At 67.7% G+C, this 14,416-nt stretch carries 15 protein-coding genes and 2 pseudogenes; 6 read left to right on the top strand and 11 right to left on the bottom strand.

Features of this window, described 5'->3' with window-relative positions:
- Positions 1-410 precede the first annotated feature (410 nt).
- Positions 411-1,054 (bottom strand): annotated as a pseudogene (locus tag ACIREE_RS38710) (transcriptional regulator); the annotation flags it as partial.
- A 126-nt stretch (positions 1,055-1,180) separates the two neighbouring features.
- Here ACIREE_RS38710 and ACIREE_RS38705 point away from each other — a divergent pair.
- Together ACIREE_RS38705 and ACIREE_RS38700 are read left to right on the top strand one after the other, a co-directional pair.
- On the top strand, positions 1,181-2,623 hold the full coding sequence (locus ACIREE_RS38705) for an NF041680 family putative transposase (RefSeq protein ID WP_404163429.1): 1,443 nt from the start codon (positions 1,181-1,183) through the stop codon (positions 2,621-2,623).
- A gap of 124 nt (positions 2,624-2,747) precedes the next feature.
- Positions 2,748-3,278: pseudogene (locus ACIREE_RS38700) on the top strand (hypothetical protein); the annotation flags it as partial.
- 675 nt (positions 3,279-3,953) lie between these two features.
- Here ACIREE_RS38700 and ACIREE_RS38695 read toward each other — a convergent pair.
- The gene (locus ACIREE_RS38695; RefSeq protein WP_404163451.1) at positions 3,954-4,541 is read right to left on the bottom strand and encodes a TetR/AcrR family transcriptional regulator C-terminal domain-containing protein; all 588 of its coding nucleotides are present in this window, start codon (positions 4,539-4,541) and stop codon (positions 3,954-3,956) included.
- 79 nt (positions 4,542-4,620) lie between these two features.
- Here ACIREE_RS38695 and ACIREE_RS38690 point away from each other — a divergent pair, with 79 nt between their 5' ends.
- The gene (locus ACIREE_RS38690; protein WP_404163426.1) at positions 4,621-5,868 is read left to right on the top strand and encodes an FAD-dependent monooxygenase; all 1,248 of its coding nucleotides are present in this window, start codon (positions 4,621-4,623) and stop codon (positions 5,866-5,868) included.
- 28 nt (positions 5,869-5,896) lie between these two features.
- Here ACIREE_RS38690 and ACIREE_RS38685 read toward each other — a convergent pair whose 3' ends face one another.
- Genes ACIREE_RS38685 through ACIREE_RS38675 form a run of 3 tightly spaced genes read right to left on the bottom strand, consistent with a single transcriptional unit; the run spans position 5,897 to position 7,505 of the window.
- Positions 5,897-6,439 (bottom strand): plasmid pRiA4b ORF-3 family protein, encoded by a 543-nt coding sequence (locus ACIREE_RS38685; RefSeq protein ID WP_404163424.1) that lies wholly within the window; start codon positions 6,437-6,439, stop codon positions 5,897-5,899.
- A complete protein-coding gene (locus tag ACIREE_RS38680; protein WP_404163421.1) occupies positions 6,429-6,677 on the bottom strand; it encodes a hypothetical protein in 249 nt (82 codons plus the stop codon). Before ACIREE_RS38680 ends, ACIREE_RS38685 begins: the two co-directional genes overlap by 11 nt.
- A 21-nt stretch (positions 6,678-6,698) precedes the next feature.
- Entirely contained in the window at positions 6,699-7,505 is an 807-nt protein-coding gene (locus tag ACIREE_RS38675) for an IS630 family transposase (RefSeq protein WP_404163418.1), read from the bottom strand.
- Between the two features lie 685 nt (positions 7,506-8,190).
- On the opposite strand from ACIREE_RS38675, the gene ACIREE_RS38670 reads away from it, so the two are divergent.
- The gene (locus ACIREE_RS38670) at positions 8,191-8,697 is read left to right on the top strand and encodes an adenylyltransferase/cytidyltransferase family protein (RefSeq protein ID WP_404163415.1); all 507 of its coding nucleotides are present in this window, start codon (positions 8,191-8,193) and stop codon (positions 8,695-8,697) included.
- Here ACIREE_RS38670 and ACIREE_RS38665 read toward each other — a convergent pair.
- The 3 genes from ACIREE_RS38665 to ACIREE_RS38655 form a co-directional block, all read right to left on the bottom strand.
- Positions 8,692-9,503 (bottom strand): IS5 family transposase gene (locus ACIREE_RS38665; RefSeq protein WP_404163448.1). Its coding sequence is split into 2 segments (ribosomal slippage): positions 8,692-9,188 and positions 9,188-9,503, totalling 813 coding nucleotides; the frame shifts between segments, so codons are not numbered across the junction. The genes ACIREE_RS38670 and ACIREE_RS38665 overlap by 6 nt on opposite strands.
- Before the next feature lie 72 nt (positions 9,504-9,575).
- Positions 9,576-9,884: a hypothetical protein gene (locus tag ACIREE_RS38660; protein WP_404163412.1), complete on the bottom strand. Its 309-nt coding sequence runs from the start codon at positions 9,882-9,884 to the stop codon at positions 9,576-9,578.
- A gap of 400 nt (positions 9,885-10,284) precedes the next feature.
- Positions 10,285-10,647, bottom strand: a complete 363-nt coding sequence (locus ACIREE_RS38655) for a winged helix-turn-helix transcriptional regulator (protein ID WP_404163408.1) — start codon at positions 10,645-10,647, stop codon at positions 10,285-10,287.
- A 96-nt stretch (positions 10,648-10,743) separates the two neighbouring features.
- Here ACIREE_RS38655 and ACIREE_RS38650 point away from each other — a divergent pair, with 96 nt between their 5' ends.
- The gene (locus ACIREE_RS38650) at positions 10,744-11,625 is read left to right on the top strand and encodes an NAD(P)-dependent oxidoreductase (RefSeq protein ID WP_404163404.1); all 882 of its coding nucleotides are present in this window, start codon (positions 10,744-10,746) and stop codon (positions 11,623-11,625) included.
- A gap of 189 nt (positions 11,626-11,814) precedes the next feature.
- Complete coding sequence (locus ACIREE_RS38645) at positions 11,815-12,006, top strand: DUF6417 family protein (protein ID WP_404163401.1); 192 nt, start codon at positions 11,815-11,817, stop codon at positions 12,004-12,006.
- A 160-nt stretch (positions 12,007-12,166) separates the two neighbouring features.
- Here ACIREE_RS38645 and ACIREE_RS38640 read toward each other — a convergent pair whose 3' ends face one another.
- The 3 genes from ACIREE_RS38640 to ACIREE_RS38630 all read right to left on the bottom strand — a co-directional run bounded on the left by ACIREE_RS38640 (position 12,167) and on the right by ACIREE_RS38630 (position 14,371).
- Positions 12,167-12,715, bottom strand: coding sequence for a transposase (locus ACIREE_RS38640; protein WP_404163446.1), 549 nt, complete (start codon positions 12,713-12,715; stop codon positions 12,167-12,169).
- 143 nt (positions 12,716-12,858) lie between these two features.
- Positions 12,859-13,251 carry a helix-turn-helix domain-containing protein gene (locus tag ACIREE_RS38635; protein ID WP_404163398.1) on the bottom strand — a complete coding sequence of 131 codons (393 nt, stop codon included), beginning with the start codon at positions 13,249-13,251 and terminating at the stop codon, positions 12,859-12,861.
- A 238-nt stretch (positions 13,252-13,489) separates the two neighbouring features.
- Positions 13,490-14,371, bottom strand: a complete 882-nt coding sequence (locus ACIREE_RS38630) for an SDR family NAD(P)-dependent oxidoreductase (RefSeq protein ID WP_404163395.1) — start codon at positions 14,369-14,371, stop codon at positions 13,490-13,492.
- Positions 14,372-14,416 lie beyond the last annotated feature (45 nt).

Below are 14,416 nucleotides of genomic sequence, written 5' to 3'. Positions count from 1 at the left end.
CCTTCGGCTACCTCACTCCCGCCGAGACAAGGCAGCGGCATCAACACACCCTCGCGGCATAACGATCACGTGTCCGAGATCACGGGGAAACTCCAGTATTGGTGATGATCACTTTTATCGCCGGTTGGTTCCGAGAAGGCGACAGCAAGTAGCTGCCTGCGGGGGCGTGGCTGCGAAGGGAGACGGGGCCTCGCACCGGCTGTTGAAGGACACGTCACGGCAGGCGAAAGCTCCGTTGCGGCTGCGATTCGCCGCGGGAGGGTGCATGGTTCGGCCATCGTCGGGGCAGGTGCCTGGCGGTAACGGCCGGGCTTGGCAGGGGTGTGGGCGGGCGGCAGCGGGGCGCGTCGGCGCCGTGCGGGCAGGGCAACGTCCGCGCCGGGCGATACACAGGTGGCGCTCCCCTGGGGTCAGTGGCGCGGCTGGTCCGCGGGGGCCGAGGGTTTCGTCAGGGCCCATGACGCCAGCAGGCTCAGCGCCTGGCGGGCGCCGATCCGGCTTCGGCGGTGTAGAGGAACAGGGTGGTCTCGCTGTCCCCGGGCAGTGCGAGAGTCTCGTACTCCACGGTGCGTTCACCGACCAAGGGGTGCCGCAGCCGCTTGGAGCCGTGCGTGCGCTGGTGCACGCGGTGCTGCTGCCACCACTGGTCGAAGTCGTCGCTCCGTTCCCGCAGTTCGGCGACGAGCGCCTGTGTGGCCTGCCGCTCCGACGCGCGGACCGCGTCCAGGCGCAGGTTCTCCACCGCGGCACGGGCCTGTACCTCCCAGTCGACGAACAGGTCGCGCGCGTCCTGGTCCAGGAAGAGCCAGCGGGTGTAGTTGCGTTCGGTGGCTGGCATGGCGTCGAAGTCCGCGAACAGGGCTCTGGCCATCCGGTTCGCTCCCAGGACGGCTGATCGGCGTCCCAGGATGAGGGCGGGAAGGACGTTGTCCAGGGAGTCGAGGAGCCGGTGGAGACCGGGGCGCAGGCGTTGGACGCTGGGCGTACGCGCCGGAGGGCGGGTGGCGGTGATGCCGACGAGGTTCTTGAGATGAGCCAGCCCTGCCTCGTCTAAGCTTGATCTTTAACCTCGGGCGTCACCCGACCTGCTGATCTGCGGTTCTTCGCAGGACAACCGAGGCGGCCGTTCTCCACGCTTCGAGATGTCGAGTAACGAAGTGCGAGAGAACGGCCGCTGCGTATGAGTGTCTCTGTCTCTGGACCTGCCGGCGATGCGTTGGAGGTCTTGTCCCGCTTTCGGGTCGAGTTCTACGACTGTCTGTACGCCCGCGCCGATGCCCTCTTCGAACTCACCGACGCGGTCCTGTGCAAGGACGGGCCCGTCCAGACCTTGGTCGACCTCAGCCTGGAGGCCGAGCACCGGCGCGGTCACGGCGCTCTCTACCAGGCACTGAACGCCGGCTGGGCCGAACCGGCCCGCCTGCGGAGCCTGTTGGCCTCGCTGCCCGTACCCCGCGCGGTCGACGGACGGATCGTGCTGGCTGTGGACGTCTCGACCTGGCTGCGGCCGGACGCCGAGACCAGTGCCGACCGGCTCTTCTGCCACGTCTACGGGCGCGGTCGCAGCAAGGACCAGTTCATCCCCGGCTGGCCCTACTCCTTCGTCGCCGTGCTGGAGTCCGGCCGCACCTCCTGGTGCCGCCTGCTGGACGCCCTCCGGCTCGGCCCTGCTGACGACGCCGCAGCCGCCACCGCCGCGCAACTCCACGACATCGTGGTGCAGTTGATTGCAGCTGGCCACTGGAGCGACGGCAGCCCTGATCTACTGGTCGTCGCCGACGCCGGCTATGACCTGGCACGCCTGGCTCATCTGCTCGCCGACCTGCCCGTGGAGGTCTGCGGCCGACTGCGCTCGGACCGTGTGATGGCTCGCGATCCGGCGCCGCACAACGCCCAGCCACGGCCGGGCCGCCCGCGCATGCACGGAGCCCCGTTCGCCCTGGCCAGGCCCGGCTCCTGGGGCGATCCGCAGACCGAGACCCGGACCGACACCACGCGCTACGGCACCGCGACCGCCTGGGCATGGGACCGGCTCCACCCCCGCCTCACCCGCCGCTCGGCGTGGATCACGGACCAGAACGCGGAACTTCCTATCCTGCACGGCCTCGTGATCCGCCTGAGTGTCGAGCGTCTGCCCGGTGGCCGGGACCCCGACCCGGTGTGGCTGTGGTCCTCACACCCCGGAGCCGATCCCGCCCACGTTGACCAGCTATGGAGGGCCTACCTGCGCAGATTCGATCTGGAACACACCTTCCGCCTGCTGAAGCAGACACTGGGCTGGACCGTGCCCAAGCTCCGGGACCCCGCCAGCGCCGACCTGTGGACGGCACTGATCATCGCCGCGCACACCCAGCTGTGGCTCGCCCGACCGGCCGCACAGGATCTGCGCCGCCCCTGGGAACGGCCGCTTCCCGCACACAAGTTGACGCCTGCCCGGGTGCGGCGAGTATTCCGCAACATCCGCGCGAAGACACCCCGCCCCACGGCCGCACCAAAACCCTCCCGCCCCGGCCCGGGACGCCCCGTCGGATCGAGCAACCGCACGAGAGCACCCCGCCATACACCGGGAAAGACCGTCAAACGCGCCGAGACACTCGACCGGCACTACGGTCGCACAGGTTAAAGATCAAGCTAAGAGGCTGTTGTCTTTCCGAGTCTGACGACTGCGTTTTCGCTGGTCAGGGGTATGGGTGGTGTCAGCGTGGGAGTGATGGATCGTTGTTTCGTCGTTCCCGTGGAGGTCGTGAATGCCGTCGGTTGTCGGATTGCCGGAACAGCACGAGCTTGCCGCGCGTCGTCGTGTGGACGGGCTGCGCGAGGAAGCCGACCGGATCCAGGCCGAGCTCGCGACGGCCGAGCAGGAGTGGATGGAGTGGACGATCGCTCGCGAGCGTGTTGGTGCAGTGCTTTCCGCGCCGGGCGGGCGTCCAGCCGACGTGGTGGTCACCGACTTGCCAGGCGGTGCCGGGACGGACGTCGAGGTGCAGGCGTCAGTGCCCGTGGCGGCGAAGCCGAAGTCGCAGGTTCCGGTGTGGCGCGAGGGGTTGGCCTGGACGGCATTGTCGGCGGACTATCAGCGCATCCTGGCCGCGCTCGCGGACCGGGGCCGTCTCAGTCGGGACCCGCTGACCTGCCAGGAGATGGCCGTCCTGTTGGGCATGGACGTGGTGCCGGCCAAGGTGGAGGCGCTGAGGTCGAAGGCGAAACGCCTGGTCACGCGGGGCTGGCTGGCCGAACCTGCACCGGGCTGGTTCACGCTCGCGCGGGGCGTGAGCGGGGCCGAATGTCACGCGGAACGGGGGCGTTTTCTGTCGAAGCCGGCGGGCGTCTCCTCGTTCTTCAGGTCCAGACGTCGCTGGGTGAGCGCGTTTCTGGGAACGTCGGCTTCCTGGGCGAGGGCGACGATGGTGAGTGCGCCGGTGGAGCGCTCGGGTTTGCCGGAGAGGATGCGGTCCATCGCAGCCCGGATGCAGTCGCGTTCGTCAAGGGCGGGGGTCACGCGTTGTCTTTGTCAAGGGTGATTCGGGTCGGGTGTGGTCGTGCTGGTCGGCGAAGTCCCGCAGCCGGGCGGCGTTCTTGCGGAACCGTTCGGCCAGCGGCTGGGGAACGAACTCGGCAGGTTTGGCTAAGGTGTCCGCGCAGTCGCGGAGTTGGGCGGCGTGCTGGTCGGTGCGGACGCTGGTTGAATATCGACGCCTGACAGCCGATGGCCCCTCGTTCGCGACGGGCCATCGGCGAAGACGCGGTCGCCCGCCTCACTCACCGGCCCGGCAGGACGGTAGCCGTCTACTGCGGCCCCGACTCAGTCACCGGCCTCTAACGTGACCACCGCCCCAAATGTCACTGCGCGCGCCATCTGGCAGCGTCCGCCAACTGGGTGTTCACCGTCGGCGAGGCACGGGTGGCCCGGAGCGTGGTGTCTGGAGTGGCCCATCCCGGTGGCGCTGCGGTGATCAGCGTTCGGGTTCCGGGTGGAGCGTGGAGTCGGTCGGGGCGGCGTGCTGCAGGAGGCCACCAAGGACGAGATCAAGGCCCGCCTCGAATGCCGCTTCGTGGTCGAGGGCCGGGACATCGGCCGGCAGGTCCTCCGTCTGGCCTGTGTCCGCCTGCTCCTCCAGCACGCAGCCGACCGTGTACCGGCTGGCGGCCAGCATCGCCATCTGCGCGGCCTTCTCAGGCACTCCGGAGGCGACGAGGAAGTGCATCTTGCGCCGGATCCGGTCGAGGTCGCCGGTCGGGGCGCTGCCTGCGTGGAGGCGTGCGCCGTCGCGGCGCTGCAGCAGGGTGCGCCGGAGGCTGCGCGAGTTCTCCAGGAACCACTCGCGCCAGTCGTCCTCGGGCGTCGGGAGCGGTGCGGTGGTGTGAGGGGCCATGGCGGCCGCTGCCATGGCCGCCAAGAGGTCCTTCTTGGTCCGGAAGTGGTAGTAGAGCGACGGCTGCTCGACGCCGAGCCGTTTCGCCAGCCGCCTGGTGCTGACGTCTTCCAGGCCCACTTCGTCGAGCAGGTCCAGCGCCTGAGTGACGACGGTCTCACGGTTCATCTTGGTCACGTTGACATTCTATCGGCGATAGAAGACTCTGAAAAGGAATCAATCACCGATAGATTTCGGGGCGAGTGTCATGCCGAACAAGATCACGAAGCGTGCTCTGCGGGTTCTCGTCGCCGGTGGCGGTGTCGCCGGACAGACGCTGGCCTTTTGGCTCACCCGCGGCGGTCACGAGGTGACGGTCGTCGAACGCTTCTCGACGCTGCGCGCCTCCGGAGCCCAGGTCGACCTGCGCGGGCAGGGCATCGAGGCGGTCGAGCGCATGGGGCTGCTGGAGACCGTGCGCGGTCGGCTGGTGGACGAGGCGGGCGTCGCGTTCGTCGATTCCCGCGGGAAGCCGAAGGCGACGATCATGGCGAACACCTCCGGCAAAGGAAGGCAGACCCTCACCTCGGAGTACGAGATCATGCGCGGCGACCTGGTGCGCATCCTCCACGACGCGACCAAGGACGACACCGAGTACATCTTCGGCAAGAGCGTCGACGGCTTCGACCAGGACGAGCGCCACGTCACCGCCCGCTTCTCCGACGGCACTTCAGGGGAGTACGACCTGCTGATCGGCGCGGACGGACAGGGCTCACACATCCGGCGGGCGCTCCTGCCCGAGGGCTTCGACCCGTACTGGCGCGTCGGCATCCACATCGCCTACTGGTTCGTCCCGCGCATCGCCTCCGACAGCAACATCCGCGACACCTACATGATCCCGGGCGGCCGCCAGATCATGCGGCGCAGCCACAACGCGACCGAGACTCAGGTGTACTTCGTGATGCGCGAGGAGTCGGCGGAAGCCTCCGCCATCCACCGCGCACCCGTCGAGCAGCAGCAGAAGTTCTGGGCCGACCGCTTTTATGACGCAGGCTGGCAGACTGAGCGCTTCGTGGAGGGCATGAAGACGAGTCCGTTCTTCTACTCCCAGGAGATCGCCCAGGTACGCACCGATACCTGGTCCAAGGGCCGCGTGGTCCTGGCCGGTGACGCCGCGCACTGCGCTTCTCCCTACAGCGGCATGGGCATCTCCGGCGGCCTGGTCGGCGCCTACGTCCTGGCCGGTGAGGTCAACCGGCACGCAGACGATCTGCCCTCCGCCCTGGCGAACTACGATCGCGTCCTGCGGCCCTTCGTCAACGAGATCCAGGCCGAGGTCAACCCCCGCCTGCTCCGCGTCGGCATGCCCACGAACCAGCAGGCGATCAGCGCCTTCCAGACGGCCACTGCCCTCGCCTGCTTCCTCCGCATCCCCGACCTGGTCGCGCGGTTCTCCAAGGAGGACCGCGGCGGCGACTGGCAGCTCCCGGCATACCCCGTCCCGGTCGCCGCCTAGTGCTGCACCGCGGAAGTTCCGCCGCTGGCTACCGAGTGGCAAGGCGTTTGTTGATGTCCTCAACATCGACCTGGTCGGGGTTGAAGGCGCCGCCGACCCACTCCAGGAGTTCGCCGTGCTCTTCATGCCCGGGATCGGTGATGGCCTCGATGAAGTTCGCGTAGCCCCATGCGCCGCCGCAGTCCTCGGGCGGGCAGGCCCGACGGCCGGTGACGCAGCGTGGATAGGCGGTGCCCGGTTCCTTGGGCAGCACCTTCTCCACTTCGATGCGGTGCACCCAGTCGTCGCCGAAGTCGTAGGTGTAGCTGATCTTGTCCCCGACTGTGGGTGCCACCGTGTGGAGCGGAACCTTGCGTTCGTCGCGGTGCCCGAGCTCGCTGTCGCGGTGCCCGTAGTCGCCGGTCGGGGTCTGGAAGAGGTGCATGTGGTAGTTCTCCCAGCCCATCGCCTGCTGGATCACCAGGTGCAGGCGGTCGAGCGTGAGGTCGGCCGGGACCTGCAGCCGCCGCCAGATCGGCGGGCGGACATCGGCCAGGGTGACCTTGATCTGCAGGACGGAGTCAACGGGCATGGCACGGTTCCTTCGCAACGGCGGCGCTCTCGATCCCAGTCTGGCGGGGCCGGCCCTCGTAATTCCAACGGAACGGACGAGCCGTCGCGTTGTGGACAATGGTGAAGTCGGTGACCGTGTCCAGCAGGTCGGTGCAAGAAGCGAAATCGCCGTGGCGCAATACAGCGCGGGCCATCAGAGAGAAGAAGACCTCGACCTGGTTGAGCCAGGAGGCGTGCTTGGGGGTGTAGTGCGCCAAGATCCGCGAATGGTGCATCAATCAGGCCCGCGTGGCCTTGGAGGTGTGCGAGGAGCCATTGTCCAGGATCAGATGGATCATCAGCCCGGCCGGGATGCACTGCTCCAGACGGTTCAGGAACCGGGTGACGTGCGCGGAGTCATTGCGCGGCAGTTCCTCCACGATGACCTGCCCGGTATGCACATCCAGGGCAGCGGTGACCGAAACGGTGCCGTGACGGACGTACTCAAACTCTCGTCGGCGCACCCGTGCTGGGCCGGCCGGCCGGTCAGGGTGCTCGCGGGAGCGGGCGGCCATCGCGGTCTTCTCGTCCACCGAGAGCACCACCGAGCCCGGTGGGCGGCGGCGGTAGAGGGCGCACACCTCGGCCGCCTTGGTGAAGAACTGCGGATCGGCGGGCCGGGTCAGCCAGCCGCGGACCCGGTGCGGCTTGAGTTGCAGCTTGGCCAGGATGCGTCCGACCTGGGAGGCGGAGATGCCGGTGTCCGCCACGTGGTTGGCGATCAACCGGTGCGACCATCCGTCGTACGGGCGCGGCGGGCTACTGATGGCCGCTGCCACGATCCGCAGTCTCACCTGCGGCCCGTAGACGGGCGGCCTGCCCGAGCGCAGCCGGTCCTTCAGTCCGGCCATCCCCTCCCGAGCGAAGCGGTCCCGCCGGCGGACCACTGTCGAGACGTCCACCCGCACGAGCTCGGTTATCCGCCGAGTCGAGTACCCGGCGGTGGCGAGCAGGACTATCCGAGCACGCCGGGCGTCGAGTTGCGGAGTGGTATCCGCCCGCACTCGCGCCTCCAGCACACGGCGATCATCAGGATTAAGCACCATGCACGGTCAACGAGCCAATAACCATCGGCGAAACTTCCGCGGCGCAGCACTAGATGTTGCGGGACATGACGTTGGTGACGCAGGCCAGGGCCGGTGAAACCCTGGTGCCTTGGTGGGAACCGGTCGGGTAGCGTGCGAGCCATGTTGAGTCCTGAGCCAGACAGGGTGGGGGCTTTCGGTCACGCCGTCAGCCCTCTGAAGCCCTGAGCTGTAGCCCGTGATCAGCGCGACCTTGCCGTCAAGTCGTTGTCCTGTCATGGATGTGGTCCCTGATTCTCGTTGATGTTGACTGAACCGTTGTGTCGGGACTGGGTCCCACCGCTGATCAGCCGACGGAACATGGAGATAGATCGGCAATAGTGGGCCGTTTCCAGCCTCACGGCACTCAGGCTCGGGCGACGCCTTCACCATCCGCCCTGAGGGTGATGACGGGCTCGCCATCACCCCCGCGACCAACGACCGTTACGCCGCGCTGCGTCTGGCTCCGACGGACGGCCCCGGCCACTTCAACCAGCTCTTCCGCGTCAGGGAATCCCAGGCCTGACGAGGGCAGCGCAGGGGCCCCTGGCGGGGTCCCTGCTGTCAACCGGGCCCGGTGGAGGCAAGGTCGGCACGCGCTTCTATGAGCTCGTAACAGGATCTTGGGTGAGCCTTCTTCAGACGCTTCGGCGTCGATGGAGGGTGGTTGACGGAGCGGGACGGTTGGCCCAGTCTTGGTCGGCTTGGAGCCGTCGAGAGGGCAACAGGTGTGACTGAGTACGGGAACGTCTACGTCGACATGGTCGGGGACCTGTTTCACCCGGGGCATGTCGCTCTGCTCAGGGCCGCGCGGGCTTTCGGGGAGAGGCTGATCGTCGGAGTGCTCTCTGAGGAGGACGTGGCCGCGTACAAGCGCAAGCCCATCATGACGCTGGCAGAGCGGGTGGCGGTGATCGAGGCATGCCGGTACGTCGATGTGGTGCTTCCGAACGCGCCCTACCGTGTAACGATCGACTTCCTGGACCACCACGGCATCGACGTGGTCGTGCACGGGGACGACCTCACGGCTGACGCGCTCAAAGAAGTCTTCGGTCCAGTGGCCGACGTGGGGAAGCTGCGCCTTGTACGGTACACAGCCGGCGTCTCCACGACCGAGCTCATCCGACGGTGTCGCGAGGCCTCCCCTTCACCAGGAAGCACGGCGACCTCATAGTCTTGTGACGCGGTACTGCGATCCGGCCTTCTTCAGCCGTCTGAGGCAGATGAGGCTGCACCCCAACAAGACGAAGGCTTCGTGGAGTTCGAGGCGTCGTTCCCAGCGGACGGCGAGGCGTTTGAACTGGTGGAGCAGGGCGAAGGTCTGCTCGACAACGTAGCGGAGCTTGCCCAGGCCCCTGATATTCGGGGAACCCTTACGGGAGATCACCGGCAGGATCCCGCGCCTGCGCAGTTCGCGGCGCACGGCCCGGGAGTCATACGCCTTGTCGCCGAGCACGGCCTCGGGACGTCGGCGGGGACGGCCCGGCCGTCCGGCCACCGACGGGATGCCGTCGACCAGCGCGAGGGTCTGGGTGATGTCGTTGACGTTCGCGGCGGTGGTGATGACATGCAGCGGGGTGCCCTTCCCGTCGCAGATCAGGTGGTGTTTGCTGCCAGTCTTGCGCCGGTCGACCGGCGACGGACCGGTTGCGGTTCCCCCTTTTTCGCGCGGACGTGGGAGCCGTCCACGCATGTGCGGGACCAGTCGAGTTCGCCGGCCGCGTGCAGCTTCGCGAGGAGGACCCGGTGCAGTTGGTCAAAGACGCCGGCCTGTTGCCATCGCTCCAGCCGTCGCCAGCAAGTCTGTCCGGAGCCGAACCCCCGCTCCGGGGGAAGGAGTTGCCAGGCGATGTCCTGGTGCAGGACGTACAGGATGCCCTGCAGACAGAGCCGGTCGTCCACCGGCTTCGGCCCCGGCGACCGCTCGGGCCAGGGCGGCAGCAGCGGTTCGATCAGCTCCCACCGGTCATCGTCCACGATCCACGGCCGAGTACTCACACGACCGTCAACGGCCGGATCGTCACGCCGGACACGCTCGACCAGGGCACTCACTCAAGATCGTGTTACGAGCTCATAGGCCCCAATGAGGAACTTGGCCCACGGAGACCAGGTGGTCTCGTACAGGTGGCCGTCGAATGCGGACGTGTGGAAGGTGTAGGTGACGTCCGGCTTCAGCTTGCCGGCGGGGACAGTTACCTCGGCGGTGCTGCCGGATGCGACGGCAGGAGAGACGAGGACGCCGTAGTCGTCGTCGACCAGCTTGACCTTGTTCTTCGCGTTCCCGCTGGCGTCAGTCGTCCAGACCTCGAAGGTCTCGGTGCTCTTGTCGCCGTCCGCGTCCGACACTGTGTTGCGCAGCACCGTCTCTGCTGTAGACCAGAACCATGACGAACCACGAAGCGTTCTGCGTCCGCTGCGGCAGCGCAGACGCCCGAGTGACCCGCATCGACCAGACGAGCGCCGACGGCAACTGCCCTCGCTGTGACGACAAGCCCTTCCATGCCACCCCCAGAACTGCGGCGGCTACCGCATCGACGGCTCCTTCGGACAGCCCGGCATCAGGTACGAGATCCTTCCGGAGATTGTGAAGTGCTGGGACTGCGGTCACCCCAACCCCCTGCGCGACCCCGGCCCGGACAGCGTCGAAGCGTAACCCTGTAGGGGCCGAGGACACGCGCTTGATCGTGAGCCGTGGCCACAGTGCCTCGGGCAAGTCGCGGCCATCAACGAATGGCTGTGACCAGCGCGTTCACCCCGGGCCTTAGCCTGCCTTCTCCTCCAGCCCTCGAGCGGTCGGCCGCTCGCGGCCCCAGGCGGCCAGTGGCCGGAGTGCGTCGTTGAGGCGCATGCCGTCGTCGGTCAGCGAATACTCGACGCGGGGCGGCACCTCGTCGTAGGAGACGCGGTGCACGACACCGTCCGCTTCCAGCTCACGCAAGTGGGAGGCCAGCACCTTCTCGGTGATGCCGGGAAGGAGTCGACGCAGCTCGCCGAAGCGGCGGTAGGGGTGCTCGTGGAGCGCCCAGAGGATCAGCACCTTCCACTTACCGCCGATCACCTCCATCGCGGTGTCGATCCCGCAGACGTGTCCCTCTGGTGCACCCGGCCGGTTCAGCGTCGTCATGCCCCACCCTTCTGACGTGCTCGCTCACCCCGGGGTAACCACCCACTACCAAGTGCGTACTTGATTGCCGCCGGGCCTGTGACCACCCTAATCGGCATGGCACAGAACACTGTTGAGAAGACTCCCCTCACGCTGTTGGGCCTTGGTGCGATGGGCACCGCGCTGGCCCGTACCTGGCTTGCCGCCGGCCACCCGCTCACCGTCTGGAACCGAAGCCCGGCCCGCGCCGTGGCACTCGCCGCCGAAGGGGCACGCGTCGCGGACAGTGCCGCTGAGGCAGTCGCGGCGAATACCCTGGTCGTTGCCTGTCTGTTGGACGACACCTCGGTCGAAGAGGTACTGGCAGGCGCCGACCTATCCGACAGGGACCTGGTCAACCTGACCACCAGCACCCCAGCCCAGGCCCGCGCCCGCGCCGACTGGGCCTGCGAGCGCGGCGCCCGCTACCTGGACGGCGGGATCATGGCCGTCCCTCCGATGATCGGCGTCCCGGAAGCCGGCGGCTACGTCTTCTACAGCGGCTCGCGGGAGCTGTTCGAGCGGCACCAGAAGACGCTGGCAGTCCCGGCCGGCACCACCTACGTCGGCGAGGACACGGGCTTTGCGGCCCTGCACGACGTGGCCCTGCTCAGCGCCATGTACGGCATGTTCGCCGGGGCTGCACACGCCTTCGCCCTGATCCGCAAGGAGGACATCGACCCCACGGCGCTCGCCCCGCTGCTCGCCGACTGGCTCGTCGCGATGGCCCCGGCAGTTCACCAGACCGGCGACCATCTGCGCACCGGCGACTACACCAAGGGCGTTGTCTCCAACCTCGCCATGCAGGTGGCGGGCACGCCGACCTTCCTGAGCACCGCAGAGCAGCAGGGTGTCAGCCCGGAACTGCTTACCCCCTACTTCGAGCTGATGCGCCGCCGCCTGGCCGAGGGCAGCGGCGAGGAGGACCTGACTGGCGTGATCGACCTGCTCGTGCGCTGACCAGCACTTTCGCAACAGGCCCACAGCCGAAGAGTCAGACTCGGACAGTTCCCCCCGCGGCTTTCGCACACCAGCCCGTGGGGAGCTGGAGGCCGTGCCGGGGAGGCCTGTCAGAACGCATGCCTCCATGCGGGTGGATGATCCCCTCTGCAGGCCCGCGAACCGGGGGCCGCGGCTGATGATCGACGCATGAGCAACGTCATCACCAGCCTCCTTCCCGCCCAGGACGCCGCTCGCCGTCTGGAGATGCTCACTCTGGAGGAAGCCCATGACCTGTTGCGCCTGCTTCAGTTGATTGCGGGGGATGGGCTGGAGGAGTTGTCGCTGGAGGCGGACTGGTTCGCCCGGGAGATCGCGGCACGGATCCCGTCAGAGAACTGACCGACCGGTACCCGCGGCCCCTCGGGCCGCGGTGTACGGGCTACTGCGGGACAGGCCGCTGGTGGTGTCGGCGGATGGGCTGTCGGTCCGGTGCCACAACTGCATGGTCCGCGAGTGCTGTCGCGTCGGTGAGGTCAGTTTTTCCGGCGTGAGTGAGGCGTTACTGAGGTTGTGGGCGTGATGTCGTGAGGGTGAGTCTGGTTGCGGCGAGGCATCCGTCGATGAGTTCGGGGCGGTACTGGATCTCGTGGAGTCTTCGGCGGAGTACTCGGATCAGGTGGTCGGGGTCGGTGAACGCGGTGTTGCACTGTCCGGAACGCCGCACCAGGGACCAGATGTCTTCGACCGGGTTCAGGTCGGGCGAGTACGAGGGCAGTTGGATTGAGGTGATCCAGTCGCGGGCGTCGGTGAAGGCCCGCAGGCGGGCATCGAGATGCACATTCAAGTTGTCCCAGATGAGTACCATCGGGGCGCCGAGCTGCTGGTGGGCGTCGGTCAGCAGGTCGCGGCAGTCGGTCCGGGTGAAGCTGCGTCGGCCGCCGCGCTTGTGATCGACGTGCCGTTTGGGCCGAAAGATCAGACGCGAGCGTTCGCCGGGCTTGTAGCAGGTCAGCGCGGCGATGGAGAACAGGCGCTGGGAACGTCCCCGTACCCGGATCACCGGCGTGTGCCCGCGTCTGGACCAGGTGCGGGAGGTGGGCGGCGTCATCGAGAACCCGGCCTCGTCTTCGAAGACGATGAAGGCCCCGAGCGCCGCCGCGGTGCTTCCGCCTGCGGCCACGTGTCTTTCACCCAGCCGGTCACCTTCTCCTCATCGCGCTTCAGGGCCCGTTTCGCCGGCACCTGGTGGCTTCAGCCGTGACGTCGCAGTATCTGCGCGATGGTCGAGAGGGTGAGGGTCTTGTGGAAGCGGCGCCCGATCAGTGTCTTGATCCGCTCCAGGGTCCACGTCTGGTCCTCCCAGCCGTGCGCGAGGGGCCCCTTGGCCAGCTCCTCCTCCGGCACCGCGAACAGCTTCTCGCTCAGCTTGGGCCGGGCCGCCGAGCCCCTGGAGTGCAGGGCAGCTTCCTTGCCTGTCCGCCAGGCATGGCGCCAGCGTTGCACCGAGCGCACGCTGGCCCGGAGCTGCTTCGCCACCCTCACGTTGTCGTGTCCCGCGGCGAACAGGTCGGCCGCTTCCAGCCGGACGCGTTCACGAAACGCCCGTCGCTCGGCCGTCAGACCACCACCTTGCGGATACCTCATAGCTCGGGCGTACCGCGACCGACACCATCTGTCAGCCCTTACGACATCACGTCCACAAACTCAGTAACAGGGGGGCGGTTCGGCCGCCTCGACACCGACGGCCCGGCGACTGCTCGCCGACCCCGACAAGGCCCGCCGGCTGTCCGGCAACCCTCGACGGCGTGGAAGCCCAGGATCAGGCCGGCGCGGTTGCGCACCCCTGCCGAGCTGAGGAAGGGGCGGTGCCAGGAGCGCGTCGTCAGGCGATAGCGGGCAACTGCGTTCCGGTGCCGGTCAGTTGGGCGGTGTGGGCCCACAGTCGCGTGGCCGTCCTGGGGTCGAGGCCGGCGGTGGCAGGCTTGCGGATCGTGGGATGGCCCTTGATGCTGCCGAGCCCGTTCGGGCCTACGTAGGAGTTGCCTGGGATGTCCTGGGTCGCGGCGAAGAGCGACGGCAGGGCACCGTGCTCGGCATCGTTGAGCAGGAACCTCAGAGAGCTGAACATCACCCTGCCGGAGAAGGTGTGACTGACCAGGTTCGTGGAGGCGATGCCGGGGTGCGCGACGATCGACTTGACCGTACTGCCCAACGCGGTGAGGCGCCGTTGCAGTTCGGTGGAGAACAGGACGACGTTCAGCTTCGAGTCGTAGTAGGCGTTCAGGGCCTTGTAGGGCCGGTTTTGTGCGGTCAGGTCCTCTGCATGCGGCTTGCCCAGCCGGTGCAGCTGTGAGGACACGGAGACGACCCGGTCCGTGATGTGGGGCAGGAGCAGGTTGGTCAGCGCGAACGGCCCGATGTAGTTGGTCGCCATCTGTGATTCGAACCCGTCGGCGGTGCGGGCCGGCGGTACGTTCATGATTCCCGCGTTGTTGATCAGGACGTCGATCGGGCCCGTCCACTCGCTCGCGAATCGCCGGACCGAGGCGAGGTCGGACACGTCCAGTTCGCGGACCTCGGTGCGTCCCGGGATCGTGGCGGCGGCCTTGTGACCCTTGCTCACCGTCCGGACGGCGAGGACGACGTTCGCCCCCGCCCGGGCGAGTTCTCGCGCGGTGATCAGGCCGATACCGCCCGAAGCACCCGTGATCACCACGGTGCGTCCCGACATGTCGGGCAGATCGGCTGTGGTCCATTTCGTCATGGTGCTTCCCGTCTCTCCGGCGCAGGCCGGTCGAGGGGGCCGCGC

Origin of the sequence: Streptomyces sp. NPDC102467 (assembly GCF_044765445.1) — a bacterium.
Lineage (GTDB): Bacteria > Actinomycetota > Actinomycetes > Streptomycetales > Streptomycetaceae > Streptomyces.
Note: the sequence above shows the minus strand (reverse complement) of the source record. Positions and strands in the feature narration are given on the sequence as shown.